Consider the following 25,006-nt stretch of genomic DNA (forward strand, 5'->3'; position numbering starts at 1 on the left):
CCAATGATCAACAAGCCCGGACGATGCCACTCATTGTCCGGGTGCGTGCATCACTCAGCCAAGGAAAGGCTGTGTCAAACATAAAGGAGATTCACTGCATGCGACAAAAGCAGGGGTCACGTCCCCCCTCACCGACAGTCGACACGCCGGCCACCACAACACCCGCGTCTGCAGATCACTCGGCGAACAAATCGGCAACTCCCACACTGGAAAACATTCCCGGCCATTTTCCACTCCAATCGCCTTCTTCCTCCAAGCGGCCCCGTGTGGATGAGCCAGGCAGCTCCCGACAAGAAACCTCGCCAATCGAAGTCAGCGTCATGTCGCCCGACCGTGCCGACATGCCATTTTTTTCGGCAACCTCACTCGAAGATTTCGTGCAACCCTACTTCGGCGATCTGCCTGCACCCAATGCAACCGGTATCAGGCGTTATCTCACCAAAGAGTGGGTCGATGTCCAGCTTCCAGGCACGCAAGGCCGGCAGCACGTTTGCGTTAAATACGATGCCGACCTCAAGGCATATCGAGTGATGTCCTTCAGACGCCTGGCCCCTGGCCCACCGATATACCGAACCACGCAGGACAATCTGTGGAGCCTGAATCGTCACCGCACGTTCCTGAATGGCGATGATTATGCGTTCTCCGCGACCGCAAACGCTGATGGCCACTACGCATTCCGCGCACTCGGATCGAGCAGTGATTCAGCCATTCTCGGCTATGCCATCAATCACCCGGAGCATCACTGGATTGCCATCGATCCGGCGCAAGCAAAACACGAGAGACTGGCCGACAGGCCGCTGGTGCAATGGTCGGATCAAGACATCCAGCGAATGTACATTCTGGATGACACCCGGATTGCCGCCTTCCGCACTGAAGCGCAAGCCTCCGGCAAGGCACCGGACTGGGCACCCCGGGCGCAGAACAGCGAAGACTATCTGTTTGTCGCCGAGTCATTGAAGTGGCTGCATCCACAACTGCCTCTTGCCCAGCGTCTGGAATTACAGCGCAGCTATAACCTGACCCAGGACCAACTGTGTCGTCTGCGTACAGAATCGGGCGACGGCCAGATACCGGAATGGGCTGAACAGCATAAACGTCTGAGCCTTGACCCGAGCAATGACCAGCGCTTCAAACTGATCGCCGACGAACTGGAAAACTACGTTCAAGACTTGAGAACCCAAGGGCTGGCCTTCGACCATCACTGGCCCGCCACCCGGTACAGCGATGTTTTTTTAGCCGATTACGCGACCCACCTTGGCTACCAGCGAACCCGACACAACATGCTCTACCGCACGGACATTCCGGCGATGTTCCGGGGCGAAACCCGATTACCCTTCGAATTGGCCAGGGACGGGCGGATGATGTACCGCAAAGGCAATCCCACGGGCACCACGAACAAGCGTGCGCTGAGTGCAACGTTCGGGCTGCATGACGCCACTGCTTATGCGGCAACCAGGGGCGGCTTCTATCACGAGCTGCATTACAACTCGCAGGCCAATCGCTTTCCCGGCGTAAATCTACAGAGTTCCAAAGGACGTAGCGGCGAAATCTCGGATTCCGGCGACAGTTCAGTGTCGGACGGTAAACGGACCGGCGACGAAGCCGACTCCGACAGCTCCTTCGTTTTCGATGACTCGAAAGGTTATGAATCCACTCGCCGCCAGCAAAACACGTCCTTTGTGTATGTCATCGACACACGCGGTCTGGAAGTGGTGCCGGGGGCGGAGAACAAGGCATTTAACCCCGGCAACAGTAAATTCTTCTTCGACGAACTGGAGGGGCATATCTCGACACCCACACGCGGCATCAGTGCCGAGCGTATCTGGCTGGTTCGTTCCGATCTGACGCGCGCCGCCCGGGTCAAGGATGTGCTGGAGCAGGCCGCTGACCGAGTCGCGGCAATCGAACAGGCCACCTGGGCAGGAACCGACAGTCAAACAGGCAACTATTTTGGCAGCAACGCTTATGACAGCCTGATCGATGGAATCGCCGGTTCAGGCGGCCTGATTCTTGAACTCCCCAAGGGCGACAAGACGTTCGCCGACGACATCGTCTGGCCGGCTCCCGAGCATGACCGGCCCTGACTCATTCAGCCAATGGATGGCTGACTAATCACATGGAGTGACTTTTATGCGCCAAAAACCCGGGCCACTGCGCCCATCCCCAACCACAGAGACACCCGCCACCTCGACACCCCGTCCTGCGCCCTCCGATCGTCCAGTCGATCTGGATCCCCGTTTGCCTGGCCGCATCAGACCGGACGGGACAAACGAATCACCGGGCATTAACGCCGACGGCCCTCACAGCAGCACCTCAAAAGTGGAATCCGCCATTTCGATTACGCAGATGCTCGAAACGCAAACGCCCCTGCCTTATACAACAACCTCGCCCCTCGAGCCCTATTTGCAGAACGTCGATGCGTCTTTGAGCCACGACGCAGACGGGATGAAGATTCACAAGGGTCGCACGTTCGCGGACATCGCCCAGGAAGATGGATCAGCCGCCGGGCTGACGGTGATGGTGGCGTTCCACGATCTGATGAAAGCCTACCGGGCCAGGTTGCCGAGTGAGCGGATGCCATCCGGACCTCCGCTTTATCGAGTCGCTGACAGCAACCTCTGGAGCTTGAAAAAGCCCATTGCGTATTACCCTCTTGATCGCTACACCGTGCATGAAAAGGGTAATACCTACTCTGTATATGTGCCAGATGCACAGGGCTACTACGCGGTACACGAATGGAAACATGTGCCGCATCACGGCGACTTTATCATGCGCCGTGATGTCGGCTTTGCCTTCAAGGATCGACACGGCCAGCTGGTTAAAGTCGACCCGAGCGAGGCTCGCGGAGATGCATCCGTACCCTTGAAGCTCGCGCACTGGACCGATCGCGAAATATGGGACGTTTACAACATCCACGGTGCAGAAGTTGTGGCCTTCCGAGCCGAGGCCCAAGCCAGCGGCAGAGCACCGGACTGGGCAAGACGCACCGATAATGACGATCACCACAAATCCCTCATGAACTCCATGAGATGGTCCTATCCGCAGAAATCCCGGAGCGAATGCGCCGAACTTCTGCGCAGCTACAACTTGACCATCGCCCAGCAAAAACGCTTGCTCCCGGACATGGATAACGGCTTTCCCGAATGGACCGAACAGCACAAACGATTAACTCAGAACACGCTGGACGAACGCCGCTTCGATCAGATTGCAGAGGAAATGCAGCCATTGATTCTAAGAATAAGAGAAGAAGGCGAGCTGCCTGATTTCGACTCACATCCCGTTGAACAACGCTATGAAGAAAGTTTTCTGAAAAGTTATCTGGAATATGCCGGCTACCAGTTCACCAGGCATGGCTACCTTTTCAGAACGGACATCCCGGCCATGTTCCGCGCCGATTTGCGCACGCCTTTCGAACTGGCGCGGGACAAACGACTGGTGAAATTGAGGGGCAACCCTTCAGACTCCACGAACAAATCGGCTTTCAGTGCGACATTCTCTGCGGCCAAGCTCAAGTCCTACATGTTTTTTGATTACTACTCCAACCCTCGGCATTACAACAGCCAGGCTAACCGTTATCCGGGGCATTTCTCTGACAGCGATTCGTCGAGCGGGAATCGACACAGCTCAGCTAACGATTCTGATACATCGTTTGAAATGGACAACTCGCGTGACTATCCATTGCTGCGGCGCAAACAACTTCTTGGCTTCCGTTACGTCATCGACACCCGCGGCATCGAAGTGGTCCCCCGAGATGAAAACATTTACCTGAACGACATGGATTTTGACGGTGATCCATTGGAAGGCCGGATATCAATGCCGACGCGAGGTATCAGCGCAGAAAGAATCTGGCTGGTGAGATCGGACCTGAGCCAGGCAGCCAGAGTCGAGGATATCTTGCGGCAGGCCGGTGACAAAGCTGAGGCTATCGAGAAAGCCACATGGGCAGGTACCGACGGGCACGATGTCTATTCTTATGGACTCACTGCTTACGACAAATTGATAGATCAAATAGCCAACTCCGGCGGTGTCGTGTTGAAGTTGCCAAAAGGCGAAAGCACCTACTCTAACGATGTGACCTGGCCAGTGGCCGAACATTACCGAGCCTGACAAAAGGCGCCATTCATTTAAAAATGAATGGCGCCTTTGTATTAATCAGCGGCTGGACGTTATTTGATCACCTTGATCACGAATGTTGCCGGTTTGCTATTGAACGCGTTATGCCCCGTCAGATGAGGGTCGACATTGAGGAATGATCCGTTTCGGCATGCTTCAGAATATACTTGCCGGCAATGTTATCCCAAAACTCCCACTCGTCTTCATATACAGTCATGATTTCATCCTTATTTTTATTCAAGTCGCCCGTCTCCTGCGGGCAACTTGAAATCAAGACAAAGACGAAAGCAAACAATGCTGGCAGATGCAATGAGTTAATTCAAAGTGCAACTAGGCGAACAATTCACCCTGTAGCTCGTCAAGCAATGCCTGAATCGCATCCAGCCGTTGCTGGGGATCGTCAAGTTGCAGCAGGTCGATCTTGTCTTCTTCTGCGAACGGCAGCAGATAGGCCAATTGATTAGCCAGCGATTGCTGACCCAGCGCATCGGTGCCCATGTTCAGCGCTTCGACCATCGGATGCTCGGCCAACGCCTTGAGCAGCGCCACCAGGTCAGCGTCTTCGTCCTGAAGCGGTTGCTCGGGCTCGTCATCCAGCCAGTCGACATCGGCGAGGATCAACTGGTCGCGCTGCACCTCGGTACGCGACACCGTGAAACGCCGCCCACCTTGGACACGAATGCCCAACAAGCCGTTGTCCTGCTGCTGGAAGTCGGTGATGCGTGCTTCGCAGCCGACCAAGGCAAAACCTTGTGGTGCGACGCCGACTTCTTGGCCGTCGAGGATGCACACCACGCCGAAACCGCCGCCCTGTTTCATGCAGCGGCCGATCATGTCCAGGTAGCGCGCTTCGAAGATCTGCAAGTCGAGGTTGCAGCCGGGAAACAGCACTGTGTTCAGCGGGAAAAGCGGCAGACTCATAGACATTTCCTTACACCACCATCGACACCGCCAACGGCAGGAAGACTGCCGTGGCCACGCCCATCAGACTCATTGCCAGCGCCGCGAAGGCACCGCACTCATCACTCTCCTGCATGGCCACCGCCGTGCCGACCGCATGCGCGGTCATGCCCAGCGCCATGCCGCGCGCTTCGGGGCTGTGCACACCGAGGCGGGTCAGCAGTGCCGGACCGAAGATCGCACCGATTACCCCGGTGATCAGCACGAACACCGCCGCCAGCGCCGCAACGCCACCGATCTGCTCGGCCACCAGCATGGCGATCGGTGAAGTCACCGACTTCGGCGCCATGGTCATCAGGATCATGTGCTCGGCACCGAACCACCAGCCCAGCAACACGCCCATGCCCGTCGCCACCACCCCGCCTATCACCAGCGTAGTAAAAATCGGCCAGAACAATTGGCGAATACGCCGCAGATTGAGATACAGCGGCACCGCCAGCGCCACGGTCGCCGGGCCAAGCAGAATGCTGAGGATCTCGGTGCTCTTGCGATACTCGGCGTAGGTCAGGCCGCAGCCGACCAGAATGCCAATCACCAACAGCATGGAGACCAGCACCGGTTGCAGAAAGATCCAGCGGGTTTTCTCGAACGCCGCCAGCACCAGTTGATAGGCACCGAGGGTGATGCCGATGCCGAACAGCGGATGATGAATGACCGAAGCCCAGGCGCCCTGCCAATCGAAAAGCATCAGGATTCCTCCGACGCTGGCGCGTGCCGTTTAACCAGGCGCTGCATCAATACCCCGGCGAACGCCATCGACAGCAGCAGCGACAGCACCAGTGCGCCGACAATCGCCCAGAAATCGGCGGCAATGGCTGTGGCGTAAACCATCACGCCGACGGCTGGCGGCACCAACAGCAATGGCAGATAACGCAGCAGACTGCCGGCCGCAAGGTTCAGCGGTTCGCCGACTTCACCGCGAATGATCAGGAAGACCAGCAACAGCAGCAGGCCGATGATCGGCCCCGGCAGCACCGGCAACAGCAAATGATTGAGCGCCGTGCCGAGCAATTGAAACAGCACCAGCAAGGTCAGGCCACGTAGCAACATCCGACATCTCCGTCTTACTTTTTGCCCAGCAGGGGCTCGGCATTATAAGCACGCCTGCGCTATGGATCGGCATTCGCCAAAAGCATGGTCGGTTGACCGGAGCAAATCGCCATGATGATCTACAGTGGTTCGCAGGGAGGTCAAATCCCCCCACCTGAAAAACTATAAAACCGATGAACCCAAGGAGAGTCTCAATGCCCTATGTTCCCGTTGCAGAGCTCAAAGATTATGTCGGCAAGGAACTCGGACGTTCCGAATGGCTCACCATCGATCAGGAACGCATCAACCTGTTCGCCGAAGCCACCGGTGATTATCAGTTCATTCACGTCGACCCGGTCAAAGCCGCGCAAACGCCATTTGGCAGCACCATTGCCCACGGTTTCCTGTCGTTGTCGCTGATCCCGAAATTGATGGAAGACATCCTGATCCTGCCGCAAGGCGTGAAGATGGTCGTCAACTACGGTCTGGACAGCGTGCGTTTCATCCAGCCAGTGAAGGTCAATTCCAAAGTTCGCCTGAAGGTCGATCTGGGTGAAGTCACCGAGAAAAAACCCGGGCAGTGGCTGCTCAAAGCCACCGCGACCCTGGAGATAGAAGGCTCGGACAAACCGGCCTATATCGCCGAACCACTGTCGCTCTGCTTCGTCTGATGGTTCCGGATGCGAAGCAGCGCACGCTGTTTCGCGTCACGTCTCTATATATGCGACGCATAGCTGCGGCATACTCGGTCGCCTAATTGCCCGGATCCCGCTATGCGCTCACTCGCTCGTCTTGCACCCCTTGCCTTGACCCTGATGCTCACCGCGTGCGGCGACGGCGAATCGCTGTTGCCGCCGGATGCGCGCCTGCCCGACGGCGGACGCTATCGCGGTGAACTGGTCGATGGCTTGCTGCAAGGTCAGGGCCGCGTCGACTACCCCAACGGCAGTTGGTATGCCGGGCAGTTCGACAAGGGCCAGTGGCATGGTCAGGGCGAATGGCATGGCAGCAATGGCGAGGTTTATCGCGGGCAGTTTCAGCAAGGTCTGTTCGACGGTCAGGGCAGCCTGGCCACCAACGCCAGCAGTTACACCGGCGGCTTCAAGCAGGGCCGCCGCGAAGGCGAAGGCACCCTGAAAGAAAACGCCATGACCTACCGTGGCGAGTTCAAGGCTGACCAGTACTCCGGGCTCGGTCGCCTGGAAATGGACGACGGCAGCTCCTATCAAGGCCAGTTCGCCCACGGTAAACCGAACGGCGAGGGTCAGCGCGGCGACGCCAGCGGAAACTCGTTCAGCGGGCATTTCGTCAACGGTCAGCTGGAAGGCAACGGCACCTTCAACAGCGCGGACGGCGATATCTACGTCGGCGGCTTCAAGAACAATCAACTGCACGGCAAAGGTCGCTACGAAAACGCCGACGGCGATGTCTGGCTCGGCCAGTTCAAGGAAGGCGCGCTGACCGGCAAGGGCGAACTGATCGGCGCCGATGGCAGCCATTACATCGGCGTGTTCAGCGACTGGCGCTTCAGCGGTCAGGGTCGTTTGAACCTGCCTGATGGCAGTTTCTACATCGGCGGTTTCGACAACGACAGTTACTCCGGACGCGGCACCCTGGTGCTCACCGATGGCAGCGTCATGAGCGGCACCTGGATCAACGGCCAGCGCGTGCGCGACGCCGACGGCAAGTTGCTGCCCGATACGCTCGAACTCGGTTTGCTCGCTCAGGGTCGCCTGCTCGAGGACGCACTGGCCGCCATTCCCGCGTCGACCCCGGCAGTCGAGCTGTACACCCTGACCCTCGGCGGTGATGGCAAGCAAAGCGTGTTCCTGCGCGAATCCGACTATGTTGCCAACATGCTCAACACGCGCTTCGGCGCTTATGGCCAGATCCGTCTGGTCAACCACCGTGACCACCTCGGCGACCGGCCGATGGCTACCCGCGAGAACCTGCGTCGCGCCGCGCAAACCCTTGCCGAACGCAGTGGCCCGGAAGATCTGCTGTTCATCTACCTGACCAGCCACGGCACCGCCGAACATGAACTGGTGCTCGACCAGCCGCGTATGGAACTGGCCGACCTGCCCGCCGACGAACTCGCCGCCGTACTCGCGCCGCTGAAGAATCGCGACAAGATCATCGTGATCTCGGCCTGCTACTCCGGCGGTTTCATCCCCGCGCTGAAAGACGAACGCACGCTGATCATGACCGCCTCGCGCGCTGACCGGGTGTCCTTCGGCTGCTCGGAAGAAGCTAACTTCACCTACTTCGGCGACGCGCTGTTCGCCCAGGCTCTGAATCAGACCGACGATCTGGAGCAGGCCTTCAAACTGGCCAAAGCCACCGTCGCCGAGCGTGAACTGGCGGACAATTTCGAAGCGTCGGAGCCGCAGATCTGGGCGCCGAAAACCGTGCTCTCGCACTGGCAACTGCTGCGCAAACAGCAAGCCAGAAAAGCATTGCAAAGTGCTGCGTTGAACGACGGAGCGATAAAGAGCAACTAAGCTGAACAGTATCAAGGGAGAGACACTATGTACTTGACGCCTCAGCACGTATTGCTTGCCGGAGCCACCGGTTTGACCGGTGAACATCTACTCGACCGTTTGCTCAACGAGCCAACGATTTCACGCGTGCTCGCCCCTTCGCGTCGACCCTTGGCGGAACATCCGCACCTGGAAAATCCGGTGGGCGATCCGCAGGCATTTCTGCCGCAGCTCAGTGGTCGCGTCGATATCGCCTATTGCTGCCTCGGCACCACCATCAAACAGGCCGGCTCGGAAGCGGCGTTTCGCGCGGTGGATCTGGACATGGTCGTGGCCTTCGCCAAACGCGCGCGAGAGATGGGCGCGCGGCATCTGATTGTGATCAGCGCGATTGGCGCCGATCCGAAATCGTCGGTCTTCTACAATCGGGTCAAAGGCGAAATGGAGCAGGCATTGCGTGCGCAGGACTGGCCGCAACTGACCATTTGCCGGCCATCGCTGTTGTTGGGTGAGCGAACTGAACCGCGTCTTGCCGAACAACTGGCCGGACCGTTGTCGAAGCTGATTCCGGGTAAATACCGAGGCATCGAAGCTTGCCATTTGGCGCGGGCGATGTGGCGCCTGGCCCTGGAAGAGCAGGATGGGGTGCGGGTGATCGAGTCGGATGAGCTGCGCAAGCTCGGCAAATAATCTTCCGCCGCATGATCGTTCCCACGCTCTGCGTGGGAATGCAGCCACGGACGCTCTGCATCCCAAAGCATGACGCAGAGCGTCGCCGGAGGCGTTACCACGCAGAGCGTGGCAACGATCTGTCTAACTACAATCCGCCCGTTGCCTGGAAGCTCACACCGATCACCGTCAGCAATGACAATGGCAACAGCAGCGTATCGAGCAACGCACTCGCTGGCAGGTCCACCCCCGGATAGCTCGGCGCCTCAGCCCCGAACCGATCCATCGCGCAACACCCGCCATTCAATGCATACAAATCCAGCCGCGTCCCGGAGTACACCACAGGCGCGCCCGGTTTGGCGGCGTCGAGGGTGCGCGCAGTGGCGCAACCGGTCAGTTGCAGCGCCAGCAAAATCGCCAGCAGCTTATTCATCACTGCTCAGATGATGCTCACCCCAACGCGGCAGCATGTCCTGAGGAATGCCGAGCAGATTGAGAATCCGCGCCACAACGAAATCGATCAGGTCATCGATGGTCTGCGGCTGGTGATAGAAACCCGGCGAGGCCGGCAGAATCGTCACGCCCATGTTCGACAGCTTGAGCATATGCTCCAGATGAATGCTCGAATACGGCGCCTCGCGCGGCACCAGAATCAACTGGCGACGCTCTTTCAAAGTGACGTCGGCGGCGCGCTCGATCAGGTTATTGCAGGCGCCGGTGGCAATCGCCGACAACGTCCCGGTAGAGCACGGCACCACGACCATTGCTGCCGGTGCGCCGGAGCCCGAAGCTACCGGCGACATCCAGTCTTCCTTGCCGTATACGCGGATCTGCCCGGCGGCGGCCCCGGTGTATTCGGTCAGGAAGGCCTGCATCATCTGCGGCTTCGGCGGCAGCGTCACATCGGTCTCGGTGGCCATCACCAGTTGTGCAGCCTTGGAGATCAGGAAGTGCACTTCGCGATCTTCCCGCACCAGACAATCGAGCAGGCGCAAGCCGTACTGAGCGCCGGAGGCACCGGTCATGGCCAGTGTGATGCGTTCCGGGCCATTGCTCTCAAAACGAGTGTTCATTGCAGCGCCTCGGCGAGTTTGCCGTGCAGGCCGCCGAAGCCGCCGTTGCTCATGATCACCACGTGAGTCTTGCCGGGCTGGGCCTGGCTCTTCACGCGCTCGATGATGCCTTCCAGCGAATCGCTGACAATCGACGGCACGGTGCACAGTGCGGCGGTGCCGGCGAGGTCCCAGCCGAGGTTGGCCGGGGCGTACCAGATCACCTGATCGGCATCGACCACGCTGTCGGGCAAACCATCACGGTGCGCGCCGAGCTTCATCGAGTTGGAGCGCGGTTCGATGATCGCGATCAGCGGTGCGTCGCCGATGCGTTTGCGCAAACCGTCGAGAGTGGTGGCAATCGCCGTCGGGTGGTGAGCGAAATCGTCGTAGATGGTGATGCCGCGCACTTCGGCGACTTTCTCCATGCGGCGCTTGACGTTCTTGAATGCGCTCAACCCGGCAATGCCCATCGATGGCACCACGCCAACATGACGCGCAGCCGCCAAAGCAGCCAAGGCGTTGGCGACGTTGTGCTGACCGGTCAGCTCCCATTCGACGGTGCCCTGCGACACGCCTTCGAACATCACTTCGAACGCCGAGCCGTCTTCGCTCAGCAGTTTGACCTGCCACTGACCGCCGGCACCGGTGGTTTGCACCGGGGTCCAGCAGCCCATTTCGATCACACGTTGCAAGGCCGGCTCGGTGGTCGGGTGGATGACCAGACCTTCACTTGGGATGGTGCGCACCAAGTGATGGAATTGCCGCTCGATCGCCGGCAGATCCGGGAAGATGTCGGCGTGATCGAACTCAAGGTTATTGAGGATCGCGGTGCGTGGGCGGTAATGAACAAACTTCGAGCGCTTGTCGAAGAAGGCGCTGTCGTATTCGTCAGCCTCGATCACGAAGAACGGTGTACCGCCCAAGCGAGCAGAGACCGAGAAGTTTTGCGGCACGCCGCCGATCAGGAAGCCCGGGCTCATGCCGGCATGTTCCAGGACCCAGGCGAGCATGCTGCTGGTGGTGGTTTTGCCGTGCGTACCAGCTACCGCCAGTACCCAGCGACCTTGCAGCACGTGGTCAGCCAGCCACTGCGGGCCGGAGACGTACGGCAGGCCTTTGTTCAGGACATATTCCACCGCCGGGTTACCGCGCGACATGGCGTTGCCGATCACCACCAGATCCGGTGCCGGATCGAGCTGCGCCGGGTCATAGCCCTGCGTCAGTTGAATGCCTTGGGCTTCCAGCTGCGTGCTCATCGGTGGATAGACGTTGGCGTCGGAGCCGGTCACGTGATGGCCCAGCTCTTTGGCCAACACCGCCATCGAGCCCATGAAAGTGCCGCAGATACCCAGAATATGAATGTGCATAGTCGACCTCGTAAAACATGGCCGCAGGTTAGCGTAGGGAGGGGGAAATCGCACTCTTTAGGTGAGGGGCGGGGATGGTTGGGCTTGGGGTTCAGGCTCCGCTGTAGATTGCGGCCCCTCACCCCAGCCCTCTCCCGAGGGAGAGGGAGCCGATCTACGTTGCTTTCAAATCCGCAGTTCGGCTCGATAACTCAGGTCGGCGTAAATCGCCAAAACACCTCGATCAGTCCCCTCGCCTCCCGGGAGAGGGAGCCGATCTCGGTCGCTTTCAAATTCTGAGTTCGGCTCGATATTTCAGGTCGGCGTAAATCAGTGAGCGACCCGGTCAGTCCCCTCTCCCCCTGGGAGAGGGCTAGGGTGAGGGCCTTCTAACTGACTCGCCGCTCAATGCCATGCTTACGCAGTTTTCTATAGAGCGTATTACGGCTGACCCCAAGCTGTTCCGCCGTATGCGTCATGTGCCACCGCGTCTGCTCCAGCGTTTTAAGCAGCGCAATCCGCTCGGCGTCTTCCAGTGGATGTTCAGATGAATCAGGCTGAAAAATCGGCACCCGCCCCTGCCGAATCATCACCGGCAAATCCTCCACCCCGATCCGCCCCTCATCACACAACGCCGCCAACGTGCGCAGGACATTGCGCAACTGCCGCACATTCCCCGGCCAGTTGAACGCCAGCAAAGCCTGACGCGCCGGCTCATCGATCAGGATCGTTTCACCACCCGCCTCTTCGGCCAGCAGAAAATCCAGCAACTGCGATTTATCACTGCGCGCGCGTAATGCCGGCAACGCCACTTCCAGCCCGTTGAGCCGGTAATACAAATCCTCACGGAAGCTGCCGTCCGCGACCCGCTCCAGCAGATTACGGTGGGTGGCACTGATGATCCGCACGTTGACCGACTCCGGCTCGCCACCAATTGGCACCACCTGACGATCCTCCAACACGCGCAACAGACGAGTCTGCAAGGCCAGCGGCATATCGCCAATTTCATCGAGGAACAACGTCCCGCCATCAGCCTGCTGCAACTTGCCGCGCATGCCCTCCTTGCGTGCGCCGGTGAAACTGCCACCGCGATAGCCGAACAGTTCGCTCTCGATCAGGCTCTCGGGGATTGCCGCGCAGTTGAGCGCAACGAAGGCTTTGCTCGAGCGTTGACTGGCCTGATGCACAGCCTTGGCGAAGGCCTCCTTGCCGGAACCGGTTTCGCCATTGATCAATAAGGGCACATCCCGCTCGAATACGCGCAAGGCTTTACGGAAGTCTGCCTGCAGCGCCTCATCACCGAGGCAGATGCCCGACAGGCGCGGCGCTTCAGCCACGACTGGCGCCGATACCATCGGTAAAGGCTTGCGCGATTCCCCGCGCAACACCGCAAACAAATGTCGGCCGTCACGGGTGCGCAGCGGCCAACTGGCGCTGGCATGGGCACTGGCGCGGCCAAGCAATTCATCCAGCGAACAATCGAAAAACGCCTCGACCGGTTTACCGAGCAAGCCGCCACGAATATGCCCAAGCAAATTCAGTGCACTCTGGTTGACTGCGCTGATCCGCCCTTCGCCGTCAAACGCCAGCAAACCTTCGCTGAACAACCCGACCGATTCGGCCTGCAAATGAAAACGCAACAACCATTGGTTATCGAAACAGCGCAGGAAGTAGCAACTCTCGATCATCTTCGCCGACAGATTGACCAGCGCCATGGTGTGAAACTGGCTCTGTCGCGAGACATCGTGGCGCGCCGACGACACGTCGAGCACCGCGAGCAGTTCGCCATGCGGGTCGAACACCGGGCTCGCCGAACAGGTCAGGCCGGTGTGGCGACCGCGAAAGTGCTCATCCTGATGAATGGTCAGCGCCTGCCGTTCGACCAGACAGGTGCCGATGCCGTTGGTGCCTTCGCAAGCCTCACTCCAGTCTGCACCGAGCCAGAGGCCGGCGCGTTCGAAGATCTTGCGTTCGGCCGGCGCGGTGACGCAGTTGAGGATCACCCCGCGCGCGTCGGTCAACAGCACAGCATGGCCGGCGCCGGAAAGTTGTTGATGCAGGCTGCTCATTTCATTGCCGGCGATCTGCAACACCTGTTGCAGCCGTTCGCGACTTTCGAGAACGCGGCCATGTTCGAGCACGGTCGGCGCCATGCTCAGCGCCGGGTCGAGGTGATAGTCCTCCAGGCAGCGCAGCCACGAACGGGCAATTGATGGATCGGCACCGGGACCGTGCAGGTGCGGTTTGCCCTGGGTAGCGGTGAGAACCTGTTGGGCATGGCGACTCAAATGGTTGTCGTGCATTTCTTATTGTTCTCCCCGAGGCTCGACGGCCCAATGCTGAGGTGACGCCCAGCATCCTCCAGCCACCGCCGCATTGCAATGCTGGCAAGACTGCCCGGTCACCGGCTGTGCCGAAAGCGGTACAAACTGTCACCCCCTCTGTACCGAAACCATCACAGGCGCGATCCACTCGTCCGACAGAAATCACGCAACACCTTGATTTACCTGCCCTGCACGGCAGTGGCCCGACCTTTGCTCTACGCTTATAGCAAGCGCACTTGCGCGTTTCTCTAATAAGTACAAAGCCAAGGAGAACATCATCATGCGTTACGCTCACCCCGGTACTGAAGGCGCCAAAGTCTCGTTCAAGAGCAAGTACGGTAACTACATCGGCGGCGAGTTCGTCGCGCCTGTCAAAGGTCAGTACTTCACCAACACCTCGCCAGTGAATGGCCAGCCAATTGCCGAATTCCCACGCTCCACTGCCGAAGACATCGACAAGGCACTGGACGCCGCCCACGCCGCTGCCGATGCGTGGGGCGCGACCTCCGTGCAGGCGCGCTCGCTGATCCTGCTGAAAATCGCCGACCGCATCGAAGCCAACCTCGAATTGCTGGCGATCACCGAAACCTGGGACAACGGCAAAGCCATCCGCGAAACCCTCAACGCCGACATCCCGCTGGCGGCCGACCATTTCCGTTACTTCGCCGGCTGCCTGCGCGCGCAGGAGGGCAGCGCTGCCGAAATCGACGGCAACACCGTGGCGTACCACATTCATGAACCGCTGGGCGTGGTTGGCCAGATCATCCCGTGGAACTTCCCGATCCTGATGGCCGCGTGGAAACTTGCACCAGCGCTGGCCGCCGGCAACTGCGTAGTACTCAAACCCGCCGAGCAAACCCCGCTGGGCATCACCGTGTTGCTGGAACTGATCGGTGACCTGCTGCCACCGGGCGTGCTGAACATTGTTCAGGGCTATGGCAAAGAGGCCGGGGAAGCGCTGGCGACCAGCAAACGTATCGCCAAGATTGCCTTCACCGGCTCGACGCCGGTCGGCTCGCACATCATGAAATGCGCCGCCGAGAACATCATCCCGTCCACCGTGGAACTGGGCGGCAAATCGCCGAACATCTTCTTCGAAGACATCATGCAGGCCGAACCGACGTTCATTGAGAAAGCCGCCGAAGGTCTGGTGCTGGCGTTCTTCAACCAGGGCGAGGTGTGCACCTGCCCTTCCCGCGCACTGGTACAGGAATCGATCTACGACGAGTTCATGGCTGTCGTGATGAAGAAAGTCCTGCAAATCAAACGTGGCGATCCGCTGGACACCGACACCATGGTCGGCGCGCAGGCGTCCGAGCAGCAATTCGACAAGATTCTTTCGTACCTGGAAATCGCCAAGGGCGAAGGCGCCGAGCTGCTGACTGGCGGCAAGGTGGAAAAACTCGAGGGCAACCTGTCGACCGGCTATTACATCCAGCCGACCCTGCTCAAGGGCACCAACAAGATGCGCGTGTTCCAGGAAGAAATCTTCGGCCCGGTGGTGAGCATCACCACATTCAAGGACGAAGCCGAAGCCCTGGCCATCGCCAACGACACCGAGTTCGGCCTCGGCGCCGGTCTGTGGACCCGCGACATCAACCGCGCCTACCGCATGGGCCGCGCGATCAAGGCCGGTCGCGTGTGGACCAACTGCTACCACCTGTATCCGGCGCATGCCGCGTTTGGCGGGTACAAGAAGTCCGGCGTTGGCCGTGAGACGCACAAGATGATGCTCGATCATTATCAGCAGACGAAAAACCTGCTGGTGAGCTACGACATCAATCCGTTGGGCTTCTTCTAAACCTGCAGCACTGATCGTTCCCACGCTCTGCGTGGGAATGCCGCCCGGGACGCTCCGCGTCCTACCAAAGTCGAACGCAGAGCGTCCGTTGAGGCATCCCCACGCAGAGCGTGGGGACGATCATGCTACCCACCGGCAAAAAAGCCGGGCCAATACAACAATAAGAAAGGTAAACCCTATGCCTAGCGAATCCCCGGCTGGCGCTCCGGCGACCGGCGCCTCCGTCGACTTTGAAAAAGTCGGATCGGATTACTTTCAACAACGCGAACTGAAAAAAGGTGCCGCCGGCTGGGTACTGCTGGTGGGTCTGGGCGTTGCCTACGTGATTTCCGGTGACTATGCCGGTTGGAACTTCGGCCTCGCTCAGGGTGGCTGGGGCGGCATGTTCCTGGCGACGCTGCTGATGGCCACCATGTACCTGTGCATGTGCTTTTCTCTGGCCGAGTTGTCTTCGATGATCCCCACCGCTGGCGGTGGCTACGGTTTTGCCCGCAGTGCATTCGGGCCGTGGGGCGGTTTTCTCACCGGCACCGCAATTCTCATCGAATACGCCATTGCCCCTGCGGCTATCGCGGTGTTTATCGGTGCCTACTGCGAATCGCTGTTCGGCATCGGCGGCTGGATGATCTATCTGGCCTTCTACATCATTTTCATTGCCATCCACATATTCGGGGTCGGCGAAGCGCTCAAGCTGATGTTTGTCATCACCGCCGTCGCCGCGTTGGCGCTGGGGGTGTTTCTGGTGGCCATGGTGCCGCACTTCGACGTCGCCAACCTGCTCGACATTCCGGTGACTGCCGCAGCGGGTGCCAGTCCGTTTCTACCATTCGGCTATGTCGGCGTCTGGGCGGCGATCCCCTATGCGATCTGGTTCTTCCTTGCCGTTGAAGGCGTGCCGCTGGCCGCCGAGGAAACCAAGAACCCCAAACGTGATCTGCCGCGCGGCTTGATCGGCGCCATGTTGGTGCTGCTCATGTTTGCCCTGTTGATTCTGATCGTCGGCCCCGGCGGTGCGGGCGCCAACTCGCTGCTGACCTCCGGTAACCCGTTGGTCGAAGCGTTGAGCAAAGCCTATGGCGGCTCGACGTGGATGGGCAGTTTCGTCAACCTTGTGGGGCTGGCCGGACTGATCGCGAGTTTCTTCTCGATCATCTACGCGTACTCGCGGCAGATTTTCGCGCTGTCACGGGCCGGCTACCTGCCACGCAAACTGTCCGAAACCAATAAAAGCAAGGCACCGGTCCTGGCGCTGGTGATTCCCGGCATCATCGGTTTTGGGCTGTCGCTGACCGGCCAGGGCGATCTGCTGATTCTGGTGGCGGTGTTCGGCGCAACCATTTCCTACGTGCTGATGATGGCCGCGCACATCACCTTGCGGATTCGCCGCCCCAAAATGGACCGGCCGTACCGCACACCGGGCGGCATCTTCACCTCCGGCGTGGCCTTGGTGCTGGCGTGCATCGCCGTGGTCGCGGGTTTCCTGGTCGATCCACGGGTGGTAATCGGTGCCGCCGTCATCTATGGAGTGTTAATTGCTTACTTTGCGTTCTACAGTCGACATCACTTGGTAGCAGGCACGCCGGAAGAAGAATTCGCGGCGATCCAGAAGGCTGAACAAGCCTTGCACTGAGTGCCGACAATCCCGGCGCAGGCTCGGTCTGCGCCGTCACGGAGAATTGTGTATGGCCAGTTTCGCTCACACGGTCGGCGCCCAGACCTATCGCTTCGACAGTCTCAAGGACGTCATGGCCAAGGCCAGCCCGGCGCGCTCCGGGGACTTCCTCGCTGGCGTCGCCGCGCTCAATGACGGCGAGCGCGTGGCTGCGCAAATGGCGCTGGCCGACATTCCGCTTACGCATTTCCTGCAAGAAGCGCTGATTCCTTACGAGTCCGATGAAGTCACCCGGCTGATCATCGACACCCACGACAAGCAAGCCTTCGCCGTGGTCAGCCACCTCACCGTGGGTGGTTTCCGCGACTGGTTGCTCAGCGACGCCGCCGACGAAACCAGCCTGCGCAACCTCGCCCCCGGCCTGACCCCGGAAATGGTCGCGGCGGTATCAAAGATCATGCGCGTGCAGGATCTGGTGCTGGTGGCGCAGAAGATTCGCGTGGTAACCAAGTTTCGCGGCACTCTCGGCCTGCGCGGACGGCTGTCGACGCGCCTGCAACCCAATCACCCGACCGACGAACCGTCCGGCATCGCCGCGAGCATTCTCGACGGTCTGCTCTACGGCAATGGCGACGCGATGATCGGCATCAACCCGGCCACCGACAGCATCGCCTCGATCTGCGCGATGCTGGAGATGCTCGACGCAATCATCCAGCGCTACGACATCCCGACTCAGGCCTGCGTGCTCACCCACGTCACCACCTCCATAGAGGCGATCAACCGTGGCGTGCCGCTGGATCTGGTGTTCCAGTCCATCGCCGGCACCGAAGCGGCCAACGCCAGTTTCGGCATCAACCTCAACGTGTTGCAGGAAGGCTACGACGCCGGTCTGAGCCTGAACCGCGGCACTCTCGGGCAGAACCTGATGTATTTCGAAACCGGTCAGGGCAGCGCACTGTCGGCCAACGCCCACCACGGCGTCGATCAACAAACCTGCGAGACGCGGGCCTACGCCGTAGCACGACATTTCAAGCCGTTTCTGGTGAACACCGTCGTAGGATTTATCGGCCCGGAATACCTCTACAACGGCAAACAGATCATCCGCGCCGGCCTCGAAGACCACTTCTGCGGCAAGCTGCTCGGCGTGCCGATGGGTTGCGACATCTGCTACACCAACCACGCCGAAGCCGATCAGGACGACATGGACACCTTGCTGACGTTGCTTGGGGTCGCCGGGATCAACTTCATCATGGGCATCCCCGGCTCCGACGACATCATGCTCAATTACCAGACCACTTCGTTTCATGACGCGCTCTACGCCCGGCAGACCCTGGGCCTGAAACCGGCGCCGGAGTTCGAGCAATGGCTGGCCAACATGGGCATCTTCACGCAAGCGGACGGCAAGGTTCGCTTTGGCAACAACTTGCCGCCGGCCTTCCGCCAGGCGCTGGCGCAACTGGGATGAGTCACATGGAAAAACCGCCCATCGACCCGCAAAACCCGTGGCTGGAACTGCGCCGCCTGACCCCGGCACGCATCGCTCTCGGCCGCACCGGCACCAGCCTGCCGACCAGCGCGCAACTGGATTTCCAATTTGCCCATGCCCAGGCACGTGATGCCGTGCATCTGCCATTTGATCATGCCGGACTCAGCGCGCAACTGAACGAGCGCGGACGCGAATCCTTGTTGCTGCACAGCGCCGCCGTGGATCGCAACAGCTACCTGCAACGCCCGGATCTGGGGCGCAAGCTCAGCGAAGAATCGGCGCAGGCCTTGCGCGAGTACGCAGTGGCGCATCCGGGCGGTGTCGATCTGGCAATTGTCGTGGCTGACGGTTTGTCGGCACTGGCGGTACATCGGCATACCTTGCCGTTTCTCACGCGACTGGAAGAGCAAATGAGCGACGACGGCTGGTCGATGGCGCCCGTTGTCCTGGTGGAACAGGGCCGCGTTGCCGTCGGTGATGAGATCGGCCAACTGCTCGGCGCAAAAATGCTGGTGATGCTGATCGGCGAACGCCCGGGCCTCAGTTCGCCAGACAGCCTCGGTTTATATTTCACCTACAATCCAAAGATCGGTCTGACCGACGCCTACCGCAACTGCATTTCCAATGTACGGCTCGAAGGCTTGAGCTACGGCATGGCGGCGCATCGCTTGCTGTACTTGATGCGGGAAGCTTGTCGCAGACAGCTGTCGGGCGTGAATCTGAAGGACGAAGCACAGGTTCAGACGCTGGAGTCGGACGCCGGTGCGGACATGAAAGGAAACTTCCTACTCAGCCCGCCCCCTGCCTGAACCGTTTCCGCATTGCGTTTCTGCGCAGGTTTCAGGCAGGATCGATGCACGGCCGCACGGGTTTCCCATCGCCGTCAGAGCAGTTGAAGACAGCCACTTGAAGACGAGACCTATCATGCGGATTATTCAAGCGACCCTCGAACATCTGGATTTGTTGACCCCGTTGTTCGTCAAATATCGCGAGTTCTACGGTTCCCTGCCTTACCCGGATTCCTCCCGCGCCTTCCTCGAAAAACGCCTGCGCCGCAAGGAGTCGGTGATCTATCTGGCGCTGGCCGATGATGACGACAAGAAGCTGATGGGGTTTTGTCAGCTGTACCCAAGCTTTTCTTCGCTGTCACTCAAGCGCGTCTGGATCCTCAACGACATCTATGTCGCCGAAGACGCCCGCCGCCAACTGGTCGCCGATAACCTGATCCGCACCGCAAAAAAAATGGCCAAGGAAACCCAGGCCGTGCGTATGCGCGTCTCCACCAGCAGCAACAATGAAGTCGCGCAGAAAACCTACGAGTCCATCGGGTTCAAGGAAGACACCGAGTTCAAGAACTACGTGCTGCCGATCAGCGAAGAACTCTGATCGCGCGGTTTGCCTGTGATGAGGGAGCAAGCTCCCTCGCCACAATGATTATCTGTCTGACAAATCCTCACATCCCGACATCCCCCGCTACAAAACCAACGCGCTTTTCATCCTTCAGACCGTATAATCCCGAGCTTTCCGGCTTGTAAGAAAAACTACACCCCGCTGTAGGCTTACACGAAGTCATCCGCACAGGCCTGCCGAGTCGGGCCGTCACACAGGTGCCCCCATGGATTTCAACCCGCTCGACCTTATCCTGCATCTCGATGTGTACCTCGATTTGCTGGTGAACAACTATGGGCCATGGATCTACGCCATCCTGTTTCTGGTGATCTTCTGTGAAACCGGTCTGGTAGTGATGCCCTTCCTGCCGGGTGACTCGTTGCTGTTCATTGCCGGTGCCGTTGCGGCTGGCGGTGGCATGGATCCGGTGCTGTTGGGCGGCCTGCTGATGCTCGCGGCGATCCTTGGCGACAGCACCAACTACGTGATCGGACGAACGGCTGGCGAGAAACTGTTCAGCAACCCGAACTCGAAAATCTTCCGTCGCGATTACCTGCAAAAAACCCACGACTTCTACGACAAGCATGGCGGCAAGACCGTAACGCTGGCGCGCTTCCTGCCGATCATCCGTACCTTTGCGCCGTTCGTCGCCGGCGTAGCGAAGATGCCATACCCGCGCTTCTTCGGTTTCAGCGTGCTGGGCACCATCCTCTGGGTCGGCGGTCTGGTGACGCTGGGCTACTTCTTCGGCAACGTACCGTTCATCAAGAAAAACCTGTCGTTGCTGGTGGTAGCGATCATTCTGTTGTCGCTGGTGCCGATGATCCTCGGCGTGGTTCGCAGCCGTTTCGGCGGCACCAAAGCCCAATCGCACTAAGCCGATGTGGTCGCTGAGCGCCTGGCGTCGCCGGCGCATTCTGGCCAGGCACCCGATTGCCGACGAGATGTGGCAGCGGGTGCGCCATCACCTGAGTTTCCTTGACGGTATCAGCGCTACCGAAGACCAGTGGCTGCGCGAAGCCTGCGTGCTGTTCCTCGAAGACAAACACCTGAGCGCCCTGCCCGGCGTCGAACTGCATCAGGAACAACGCCTGTTGCTCGCGGCCCAGGCGCAATTGCCGCTGCTCAACCTTGGCGATCTGAACTGGTATCAGGGTTTCCACGAAATCGTCCTCTACCCCGACGACTTTCTCAGCCCGCAACGTCATCGCGACGCCAGCGGTATCGAGCACGAATGGGACGGTGAACACAGCGGCGAAGCCTGGCAACAGGGGCCAATCATCCTCGCCTGGCCGGGCGTGATGGCCAGTGGTGGCTGGGAAGGCTATAACCTGGTGATCCACGAACTGGCGCACAAACTCGACATGCTCAATGGCGACGCCAACGGCCTGCCGCCGCTGCATGCTGACATGCGCGTCAGCGACTGGGCCGAAGTGATGCAACACGCCTACGACGATCTCAACCGTCAGCTCGATCGCAATCCTGACGCCGAAACCGCCATAGATCCCTACGCCGCCGAGAACCCGGCCGAATTCTTTGCCGTTACCAGCGAGTACTTTTTCAGCGCCCCGGATCTGCTGCACGAGGCTTATCCACAGGTCTATGCGCAGCTACAGCTTTTCTACCGTCAGGACCCGTTGAGCCGGTTACGGCAACTTCAGGCCACAGACCCGGTCTATCAGGCGCACGACTAAGCTCTGCACGACTTTCGGTACATGGCGCCGACGGCAGAATATGCCTATAATCGCCGCCACTTTTTGGTCAATCCGGCCAAGTGTTTTTGGTCAACTACGGGGGCAACGCCCAATGAGCTACAGCAAGATTCCGGCTGGCAAAGACCTGCCGAACGACATCTACGTCGCGATCGAGATTCCGGCCAACCACGCGCCGATCAAATACGAAATCGACAAAGACAGCGATTGCCTGTTCGTTGACCGTTTCATGGCCACCCCAATGTTCTACCCGGCCAACTACGGTTACATCCCGAACACCCTGGCTGACGACGGTGATCCCCTCGACGTGCTGGTTGTGACCCCTTATCCGGTTGCGCCAGGCTCGGTGATCCGCGCGCGTCCAGTCGGCATCCTGAACATGACTGACGACGGCGGCGGCGATGCCAAAGTCATCGCAGTGCCACACGACAAGCTGTCCCAGCTGTACGTCGATGTGAAGGAATACACCGACCTGCCGCCACTGCTGATCCAGCAGATCGAGCACTTCTTCGCGAACTACAAAGATCTCGAAAAAGGCAAATGGGTCAAGATCGAAGGCTGGGCCGGTGCAGACGCCGCCCGCGAAGCGATCACCAAGTCGGTTGCCGCCTACAAAGGCTAAGCACCTGCGCTACGCGCGAGGCTTGAAGAAAACCCCGGTTGATCCGGGGTTTTTTGTGCTCGGCAAAAGCCGTCTTAAACAGAGTGTTTATGGCGGACTACAGAAAAGTTTTAGCCTGTGTAATTTCCCACAAGATCGTCTTACATCCCGTCGCAAAATTCAGCCCGTTTTTGAACGTCCGGTTTATTCAAACCGCTCTGGCACGGCCGTAGACTCCGTGTTTATGAGAAAGAACACTAGCGGTCCAAGATTCAAGGCACTCCTGGAAGCTGCGAACATCTCGACGACGGGTTTCGCAAAGTTCTGGGGCACGGAAGCCCAAAATGTCCACAACTGGTACACCCGGGGCGTCCCGGCGTATCGCATGGAAGAAGTCTCACGCCTGCTGTCCGTCAACAGCGAATGGCTGAAAACCGGCGAAGGCACAAAAGAGCTGCCAAGCCTGACTCCGCCTGCCAGCAACGGCGACAGCTTCGACGCCCACGATCCCCAGGGCGCCTACCGTTTTATCCATCCCAACGACATTGAACTGGCCTTCTTCAAGGAAACACCCCTGACCAACGGCTCCGACAAAACCCACGTCATTCAGGACCCGGACCTGTCCATCCGCCTGCTGCGTGCACCACTGGATCAACTGGAAATCCGCCACGCCGACGCCATCTGCGCGCACATGATCGGCAACAGCATGGCCGAACGCATCGAAGACGGCTCCATCGTCGCCATCGACCGCGGCCTGACAAAAGTGGTGGACGGCGAAATCTACGCCATCGAACACGACGGCATGCTGCGCATCAAATACCTGCACCGTATGCCCGGCAACGGCCTGCGCCTGCGCAGCCACAACAGCGCCGAATACCCGGACGAAGTGTTCCACCCGGCGCAGATTGAAGAGCAACGGATTCACATATTGGGCTGGGTGTTCTGGTGGTCGACGGTGAGCAAGCGGCGGCCGGTGGTGCCGTTTCTTTGATCTCACGGCCCGCAAAGCCCCCTGTAGGAGTGAGCCTGCTCGCGATGAGGCCCTGATAATCGGTACAAATCTCGAATTTGTTCGACTGCGGTCGCTCTAAACCGCACTTCAGGCTGGGAATCCACAGCAAAACTCAGTATCCTGCGCCCCACATTTGCGCATCGACCCGCCCCGCGGCTCAGACAGCGCCCGACGCGGCAGACCAACGTCTGACCAAGTCCCACAGCCGGACGCAGATCCGGATGTACGTTTTGAAGGCTGGCAAGGCTTACCAAAAATAGGCCAAGCCAGTCCCCGAGAAGCCGGCCACAAGCCGGCTTTTTAATGCCTGTGAGAAAGTGAACCAGCCAGATATTCGACATATGTGCGAACCGAGACATAGCGACTTACGTTTTCACGCAAACAGTGCTTACTCTCCAAGGCATCCTCAGCGAGCGTTAATTTATACTCGCCCGCCGGTTAGTTAAAAAACCTTCAGCACAGGGATGCGCCTATGTCCGTTCCAACCTACGATCAGTTCATCGAACCGATCCTTCGTTTTCTCGCCACAAAACCCGAGGGTGCGATTGCTCGGGACGCTCACGAAGCGGCAGCAAAAACACTGCAATTGACCGAAGCACAGCGCGAAGAATTGATCGCCAGTGGTCAGGCTACCTACAAAAACCGTTCAGGTTGGGCGCACGATCGACTCAAACGTGCCGGTCTTTCCAGCAGTGCCAAACGCGGTTACTGGAAATTGACTGATGCAGGCGCGCAGTACGCCAAGGAGCATGCATTTCCATTGTCGGCCAAGGACGTGGAGCATTTGGCAATCGGCTACATGAATGTGAAGCTGAAGGTCGCGCCTGATGCTGAACCACTAGACGACCAACCAAACATTGAGCCAGACCTGACCTCCGCCACCGAAAGCCCTGACGACCGACTGGAGCGAGCGCTAAAGGAATTGCGCGATGCCACGGCGGCGGACCTTTTGGACAACTTGCTGCAAGTTAGCCCCAACCGTTTCGAAGTGATCGTGCTGGATGTGCTTCATCGACTGGGGTATGGCGCCAGTCGCAATGATCTGCAACGTGTCGGCGGTTCCGGTGATGCGGGTATCGACGGCATTATCTCGCTCGATAAATTAGGGCTGGAGAAGGTTTATGTTCAGGCCAAACGCTGGCAAAACACGGTTGGCCGGCCTGAACTGCAGGCGTTCTACGGAGCACTCGCCGGGCAAAAAGCTAAGCGCGGCGTATTCATCACCACGTCTGGCTTTACCGCGCACGCTGTTGACTTCGCTAAATCGGTGGATGGCATTGTGTTGGTAGACGGAACGCGACTGGTGCATCTGATGATGGATCATGAGGTTGGCGTGACATCGCGCTTGTTGCGGTTGCCGACGCTGGATCGCGATTACTTTGATGAGGAATAAGGTTTGCCGCTCTCTGATCTGGCT

The 25,006-nt window shown here is 59.2% G+C and carries 23 protein-coding genes; 15 read left to right on the plus strand and 8 right to left on the minus strand.

Annotation, left to right across the window (positions count from 1 at the left end; translation table 11 throughout):
- Nucleotides 1–98 precede the first annotated feature (98 nt).
- Nucleotides 99–2,084, plus strand: coding sequence for a hypothetical protein (locus ACZZ0A_RS21895; RefSeq protein ID WP_463543727.1), 1,986 nt, complete (start codon nucleotides 99–101; stop codon nucleotides 2,082–2,084).
- A 154-nt stretch (nucleotides 2,085–2,238) separates the two neighbouring features.
- On the plus strand, nucleotides 2,239–4,107 hold the full coding sequence (locus ACZZ0A_RS21900) for a hypothetical protein (RefSeq protein WP_463543728.1): 1,869 nt from the start codon (nucleotides 2,239–2,241) through the stop codon (nucleotides 4,105–4,107).
- 118 nt (nucleotides 4,108–4,225) lie between these two features.
- On the opposite strand, the gene ACZZ0A_RS21905 is transcribed toward ACZZ0A_RS21900, so the two are convergent.
- From ACZZ0A_RS21905 to ACZZ0A_RS21920, 4 genes are all read right to left on the minus strand, one after another.
- On the minus strand, nucleotides 4,226–4,354 hold the full coding sequence (locus tag ACZZ0A_RS21905) for a hypothetical protein (RefSeq protein ID WP_463543729.1): 129 nt from the start codon (nucleotides 4,352–4,354) through the stop codon (nucleotides 4,226–4,228).
- Nucleotides 4,355–4,443: 89 nt separating this feature from the next.
- Nucleotides 4,444–5,034, minus strand: coding sequence for an LON peptidase substrate-binding domain-containing protein (locus tag ACZZ0A_RS21910; protein WP_007909580.1), 591 nt, complete (start codon nucleotides 5,032–5,034; stop codon nucleotides 4,444–4,446).
- A gap of 10 nt (nucleotides 5,035–5,044) precedes the next feature.
- A complete protein-coding gene (locus ACZZ0A_RS21915; RefSeq protein ID WP_463543730.1) occupies nucleotides 5,045–5,761 on the minus strand; it encodes an LrgB family protein in 717 nt (238 codons plus the stop codon).
- The gene (locus tag ACZZ0A_RS21920) at nucleotides 5,761–6,123 is read right to left on the minus strand and encodes a CidA/LrgA family protein (RefSeq protein WP_007909577.1); all 363 of its coding nucleotides are present in this window, start codon (nucleotides 6,121–6,123) and stop codon (nucleotides 5,761–5,763) included. Before ACZZ0A_RS21920 ends, ACZZ0A_RS21915 begins: the two co-directional genes overlap by 1 nt.
- Before the next feature lie 194 nt (nucleotides 6,124–6,317).
- On the opposite strand from ACZZ0A_RS21920, the gene ACZZ0A_RS21925 reads away from it, so the two are divergent.
- The 3 genes from ACZZ0A_RS21925 (at nucleotide 6,318) to ACZZ0A_RS21935 (ending at nucleotide 9,272) form a co-directional block, all read left to right on the plus strand.
- On the plus strand, nucleotides 6,318–6,773 hold the full coding sequence (locus ACZZ0A_RS21925; protein ID WP_007909575.1) for a MaoC family dehydratase: 456 nt from the start codon (nucleotides 6,318–6,320) through the stop codon (nucleotides 6,771–6,773).
- Nucleotides 6,774–6,875: 102 nt separating this feature from the next.
- The gene (locus ACZZ0A_RS21930) at nucleotides 6,876–8,603 is read left to right on the plus strand and encodes a C13 family peptidase (protein ID WP_463543731.1); all 1,728 of its coding nucleotides are present in this window, start codon (nucleotides 6,876–6,878) and stop codon (nucleotides 8,601–8,603) included.
- 27 nt (nucleotides 8,604–8,630) lie between these two features.
- On the plus strand, nucleotides 8,631–9,272 hold the full coding sequence (locus tag ACZZ0A_RS21935) for an oxidoreductase (protein WP_007909571.1): 642 nt from the start codon (nucleotides 8,631–8,633) through the stop codon (nucleotides 9,270–9,272).
- Between the two features lie 127 nt (nucleotides 9,273–9,399).
- Here the strand turns inward: ACZZ0A_RS21935 and ACZZ0A_RS21940 are convergent, their stop codons facing one another.
- The 4 genes from ACZZ0A_RS21940 to ACZZ0A_RS21955 all read right to left on the minus strand — a co-directional run bounded on the left by ACZZ0A_RS21940 (nucleotide 9,400) and on the right by ACZZ0A_RS21955 (nucleotide 13,955).
- Complete coding sequence (locus ACZZ0A_RS21940; RefSeq protein WP_007909569.1) at nucleotides 9,400–9,684, minus strand: YceK/YidQ family lipoprotein; 285 nt, start codon at nucleotides 9,682–9,684, stop codon at nucleotides 9,400–9,402.
- Nucleotides 9,677–10,324 carry a flavin prenyltransferase UbiX gene (gene ubiX / locus ACZZ0A_RS21945; RefSeq protein ID WP_007909567.1) on the minus strand — a complete coding sequence of 216 codons (648 nt, stop codon included), beginning with the start codon at nucleotides 10,322–10,324 and terminating at the stop codon, nucleotides 9,677–9,679. The genes ACZZ0A_RS21940 and ubiX overlap by 8 nt, the downstream gene beginning before the upstream one ends.
- Complete coding sequence (mpl, locus tag ACZZ0A_RS21950) at nucleotides 10,321–11,673, minus strand: UDP-N-acetylmuramate:L-alanyl-gamma-D-glutamyl-meso-diaminopimelate ligase (RefSeq protein ID WP_463543732.1); 1,353 nt, start codon at nucleotides 11,671–11,673, stop codon at nucleotides 10,321–10,323. Before mpl ends, ubiX begins: the two co-directional genes overlap by 4 nt.
- Nucleotides 11,674–12,041: 368 nt before the next feature.
- Nucleotides 12,042–13,955 (minus strand): sigma-54-dependent Fis family transcriptional regulator, encoded by a 1,914-nt coding sequence (locus ACZZ0A_RS21955; RefSeq protein ID WP_007910880.1) that lies wholly within the window; start codon nucleotides 13,953–13,955, stop codon nucleotides 12,042–12,044.
- A gap of 301 nt (nucleotides 13,956–14,256) precedes the next feature.
- Here ACZZ0A_RS21955 and exaC point away from each other — a divergent pair, with 301 nt between their 5' ends.
- The 10 genes from exaC (at nucleotide 14,257) to ACZZ0A_RS22005 (ending at nucleotide 24,982) form a co-directional block, all read left to right on the plus strand.
- On the plus strand, nucleotides 14,257–15,777 hold the full coding sequence (gene exaC / locus ACZZ0A_RS21960; RefSeq protein ID WP_007910882.1) for an acetaldehyde dehydrogenase ExaC: 1,521 nt from the start codon (nucleotides 14,257–14,259) through the stop codon (nucleotides 15,775–15,777).
- A gap of 178 nt (nucleotides 15,778–15,955) precedes the next feature.
- Nucleotides 15,956–17,407 carry an ethanolamine permease gene (gene eat, locus ACZZ0A_RS21965; RefSeq protein WP_007910884.1) on the plus strand — a complete coding sequence of 484 codons (1,452 nt, stop codon included), beginning with the start codon at nucleotides 15,956–15,958 and terminating at the stop codon, nucleotides 17,405–17,407.
- Between the two features lie 52 nt (nucleotides 17,408–17,459).
- Complete coding sequence (locus ACZZ0A_RS21970) at nucleotides 17,460–18,854, plus strand: ethanolamine ammonia-lyase subunit EutB (protein ID WP_038361972.1); 1,395 nt, start codon at nucleotides 17,460–17,462, stop codon at nucleotides 18,852–18,854.
- A gap of 5 nt (nucleotides 18,855–18,859) precedes the next feature.
- Nucleotides 18,860–19,684: an ethanolamine ammonia-lyase subunit EutC gene (gene eutC / locus ACZZ0A_RS21975; protein ID WP_463543733.1), complete on the plus strand. Its 825-nt coding sequence runs from the start codon at nucleotides 18,860–18,862 to the stop codon at nucleotides 19,682–19,684.
- Nucleotides 19,685–19,799: 115 nt separating this feature from the next.
- Nucleotides 19,800–20,261, plus strand: coding sequence for a GNAT family N-acetyltransferase (locus ACZZ0A_RS21980; RefSeq protein WP_007910890.1), 462 nt, complete (start codon nucleotides 19,800–19,802; stop codon nucleotides 20,259–20,261).
- A gap of 229 nt (nucleotides 20,262–20,490) precedes the next feature.
- Nucleotides 20,491–21,141, plus strand: a complete 651-nt coding sequence (locus tag ACZZ0A_RS21985) for a DedA family protein (protein ID WP_007910892.1) — start codon at nucleotides 20,491–20,493, stop codon at nucleotides 21,139–21,141.
- Between the two features lie 4 nt (nucleotides 21,142–21,145).
- The gene (locus ACZZ0A_RS21990; RefSeq protein ID WP_095114014.1) at nucleotides 21,146–21,958 is read left to right on the plus strand and encodes a M90 family metallopeptidase; all 813 of its coding nucleotides are present in this window, start codon (nucleotides 21,146–21,148) and stop codon (nucleotides 21,956–21,958) included.
- A gap of 112 nt (nucleotides 21,959–22,070) precedes the next feature.
- Nucleotides 22,071–22,598 (plus strand): inorganic diphosphatase, encoded by a 528-nt coding sequence (ppa, locus tag ACZZ0A_RS21995; protein ID WP_003205933.1) that lies wholly within the window; start codon nucleotides 22,071–22,073, stop codon nucleotides 22,596–22,598.
- A gap of 223 nt (nucleotides 22,599–22,821) precedes the next feature.
- The gene (locus ACZZ0A_RS22000) at nucleotides 22,822–23,568 is read left to right on the plus strand and encodes a S24 family peptidase (RefSeq protein ID WP_042704877.1); all 747 of its coding nucleotides are present in this window, start codon (nucleotides 22,822–22,824) and stop codon (nucleotides 23,566–23,568) included.
- A 493-nt stretch (nucleotides 23,569–24,061) separates the two neighbouring features.
- Nucleotides 24,062–24,982, plus strand: a complete 921-nt coding sequence (locus ACZZ0A_RS22005) for a restriction endonuclease (protein ID WP_150706812.1) — start codon at nucleotides 24,062–24,064, stop codon at nucleotides 24,980–24,982.
- Nucleotides 24,983–25,006: the final 24 nt, after the last annotated feature.

Source organism: Pseudomonas sp. AC242 (genome assembly GCF_979258655.1).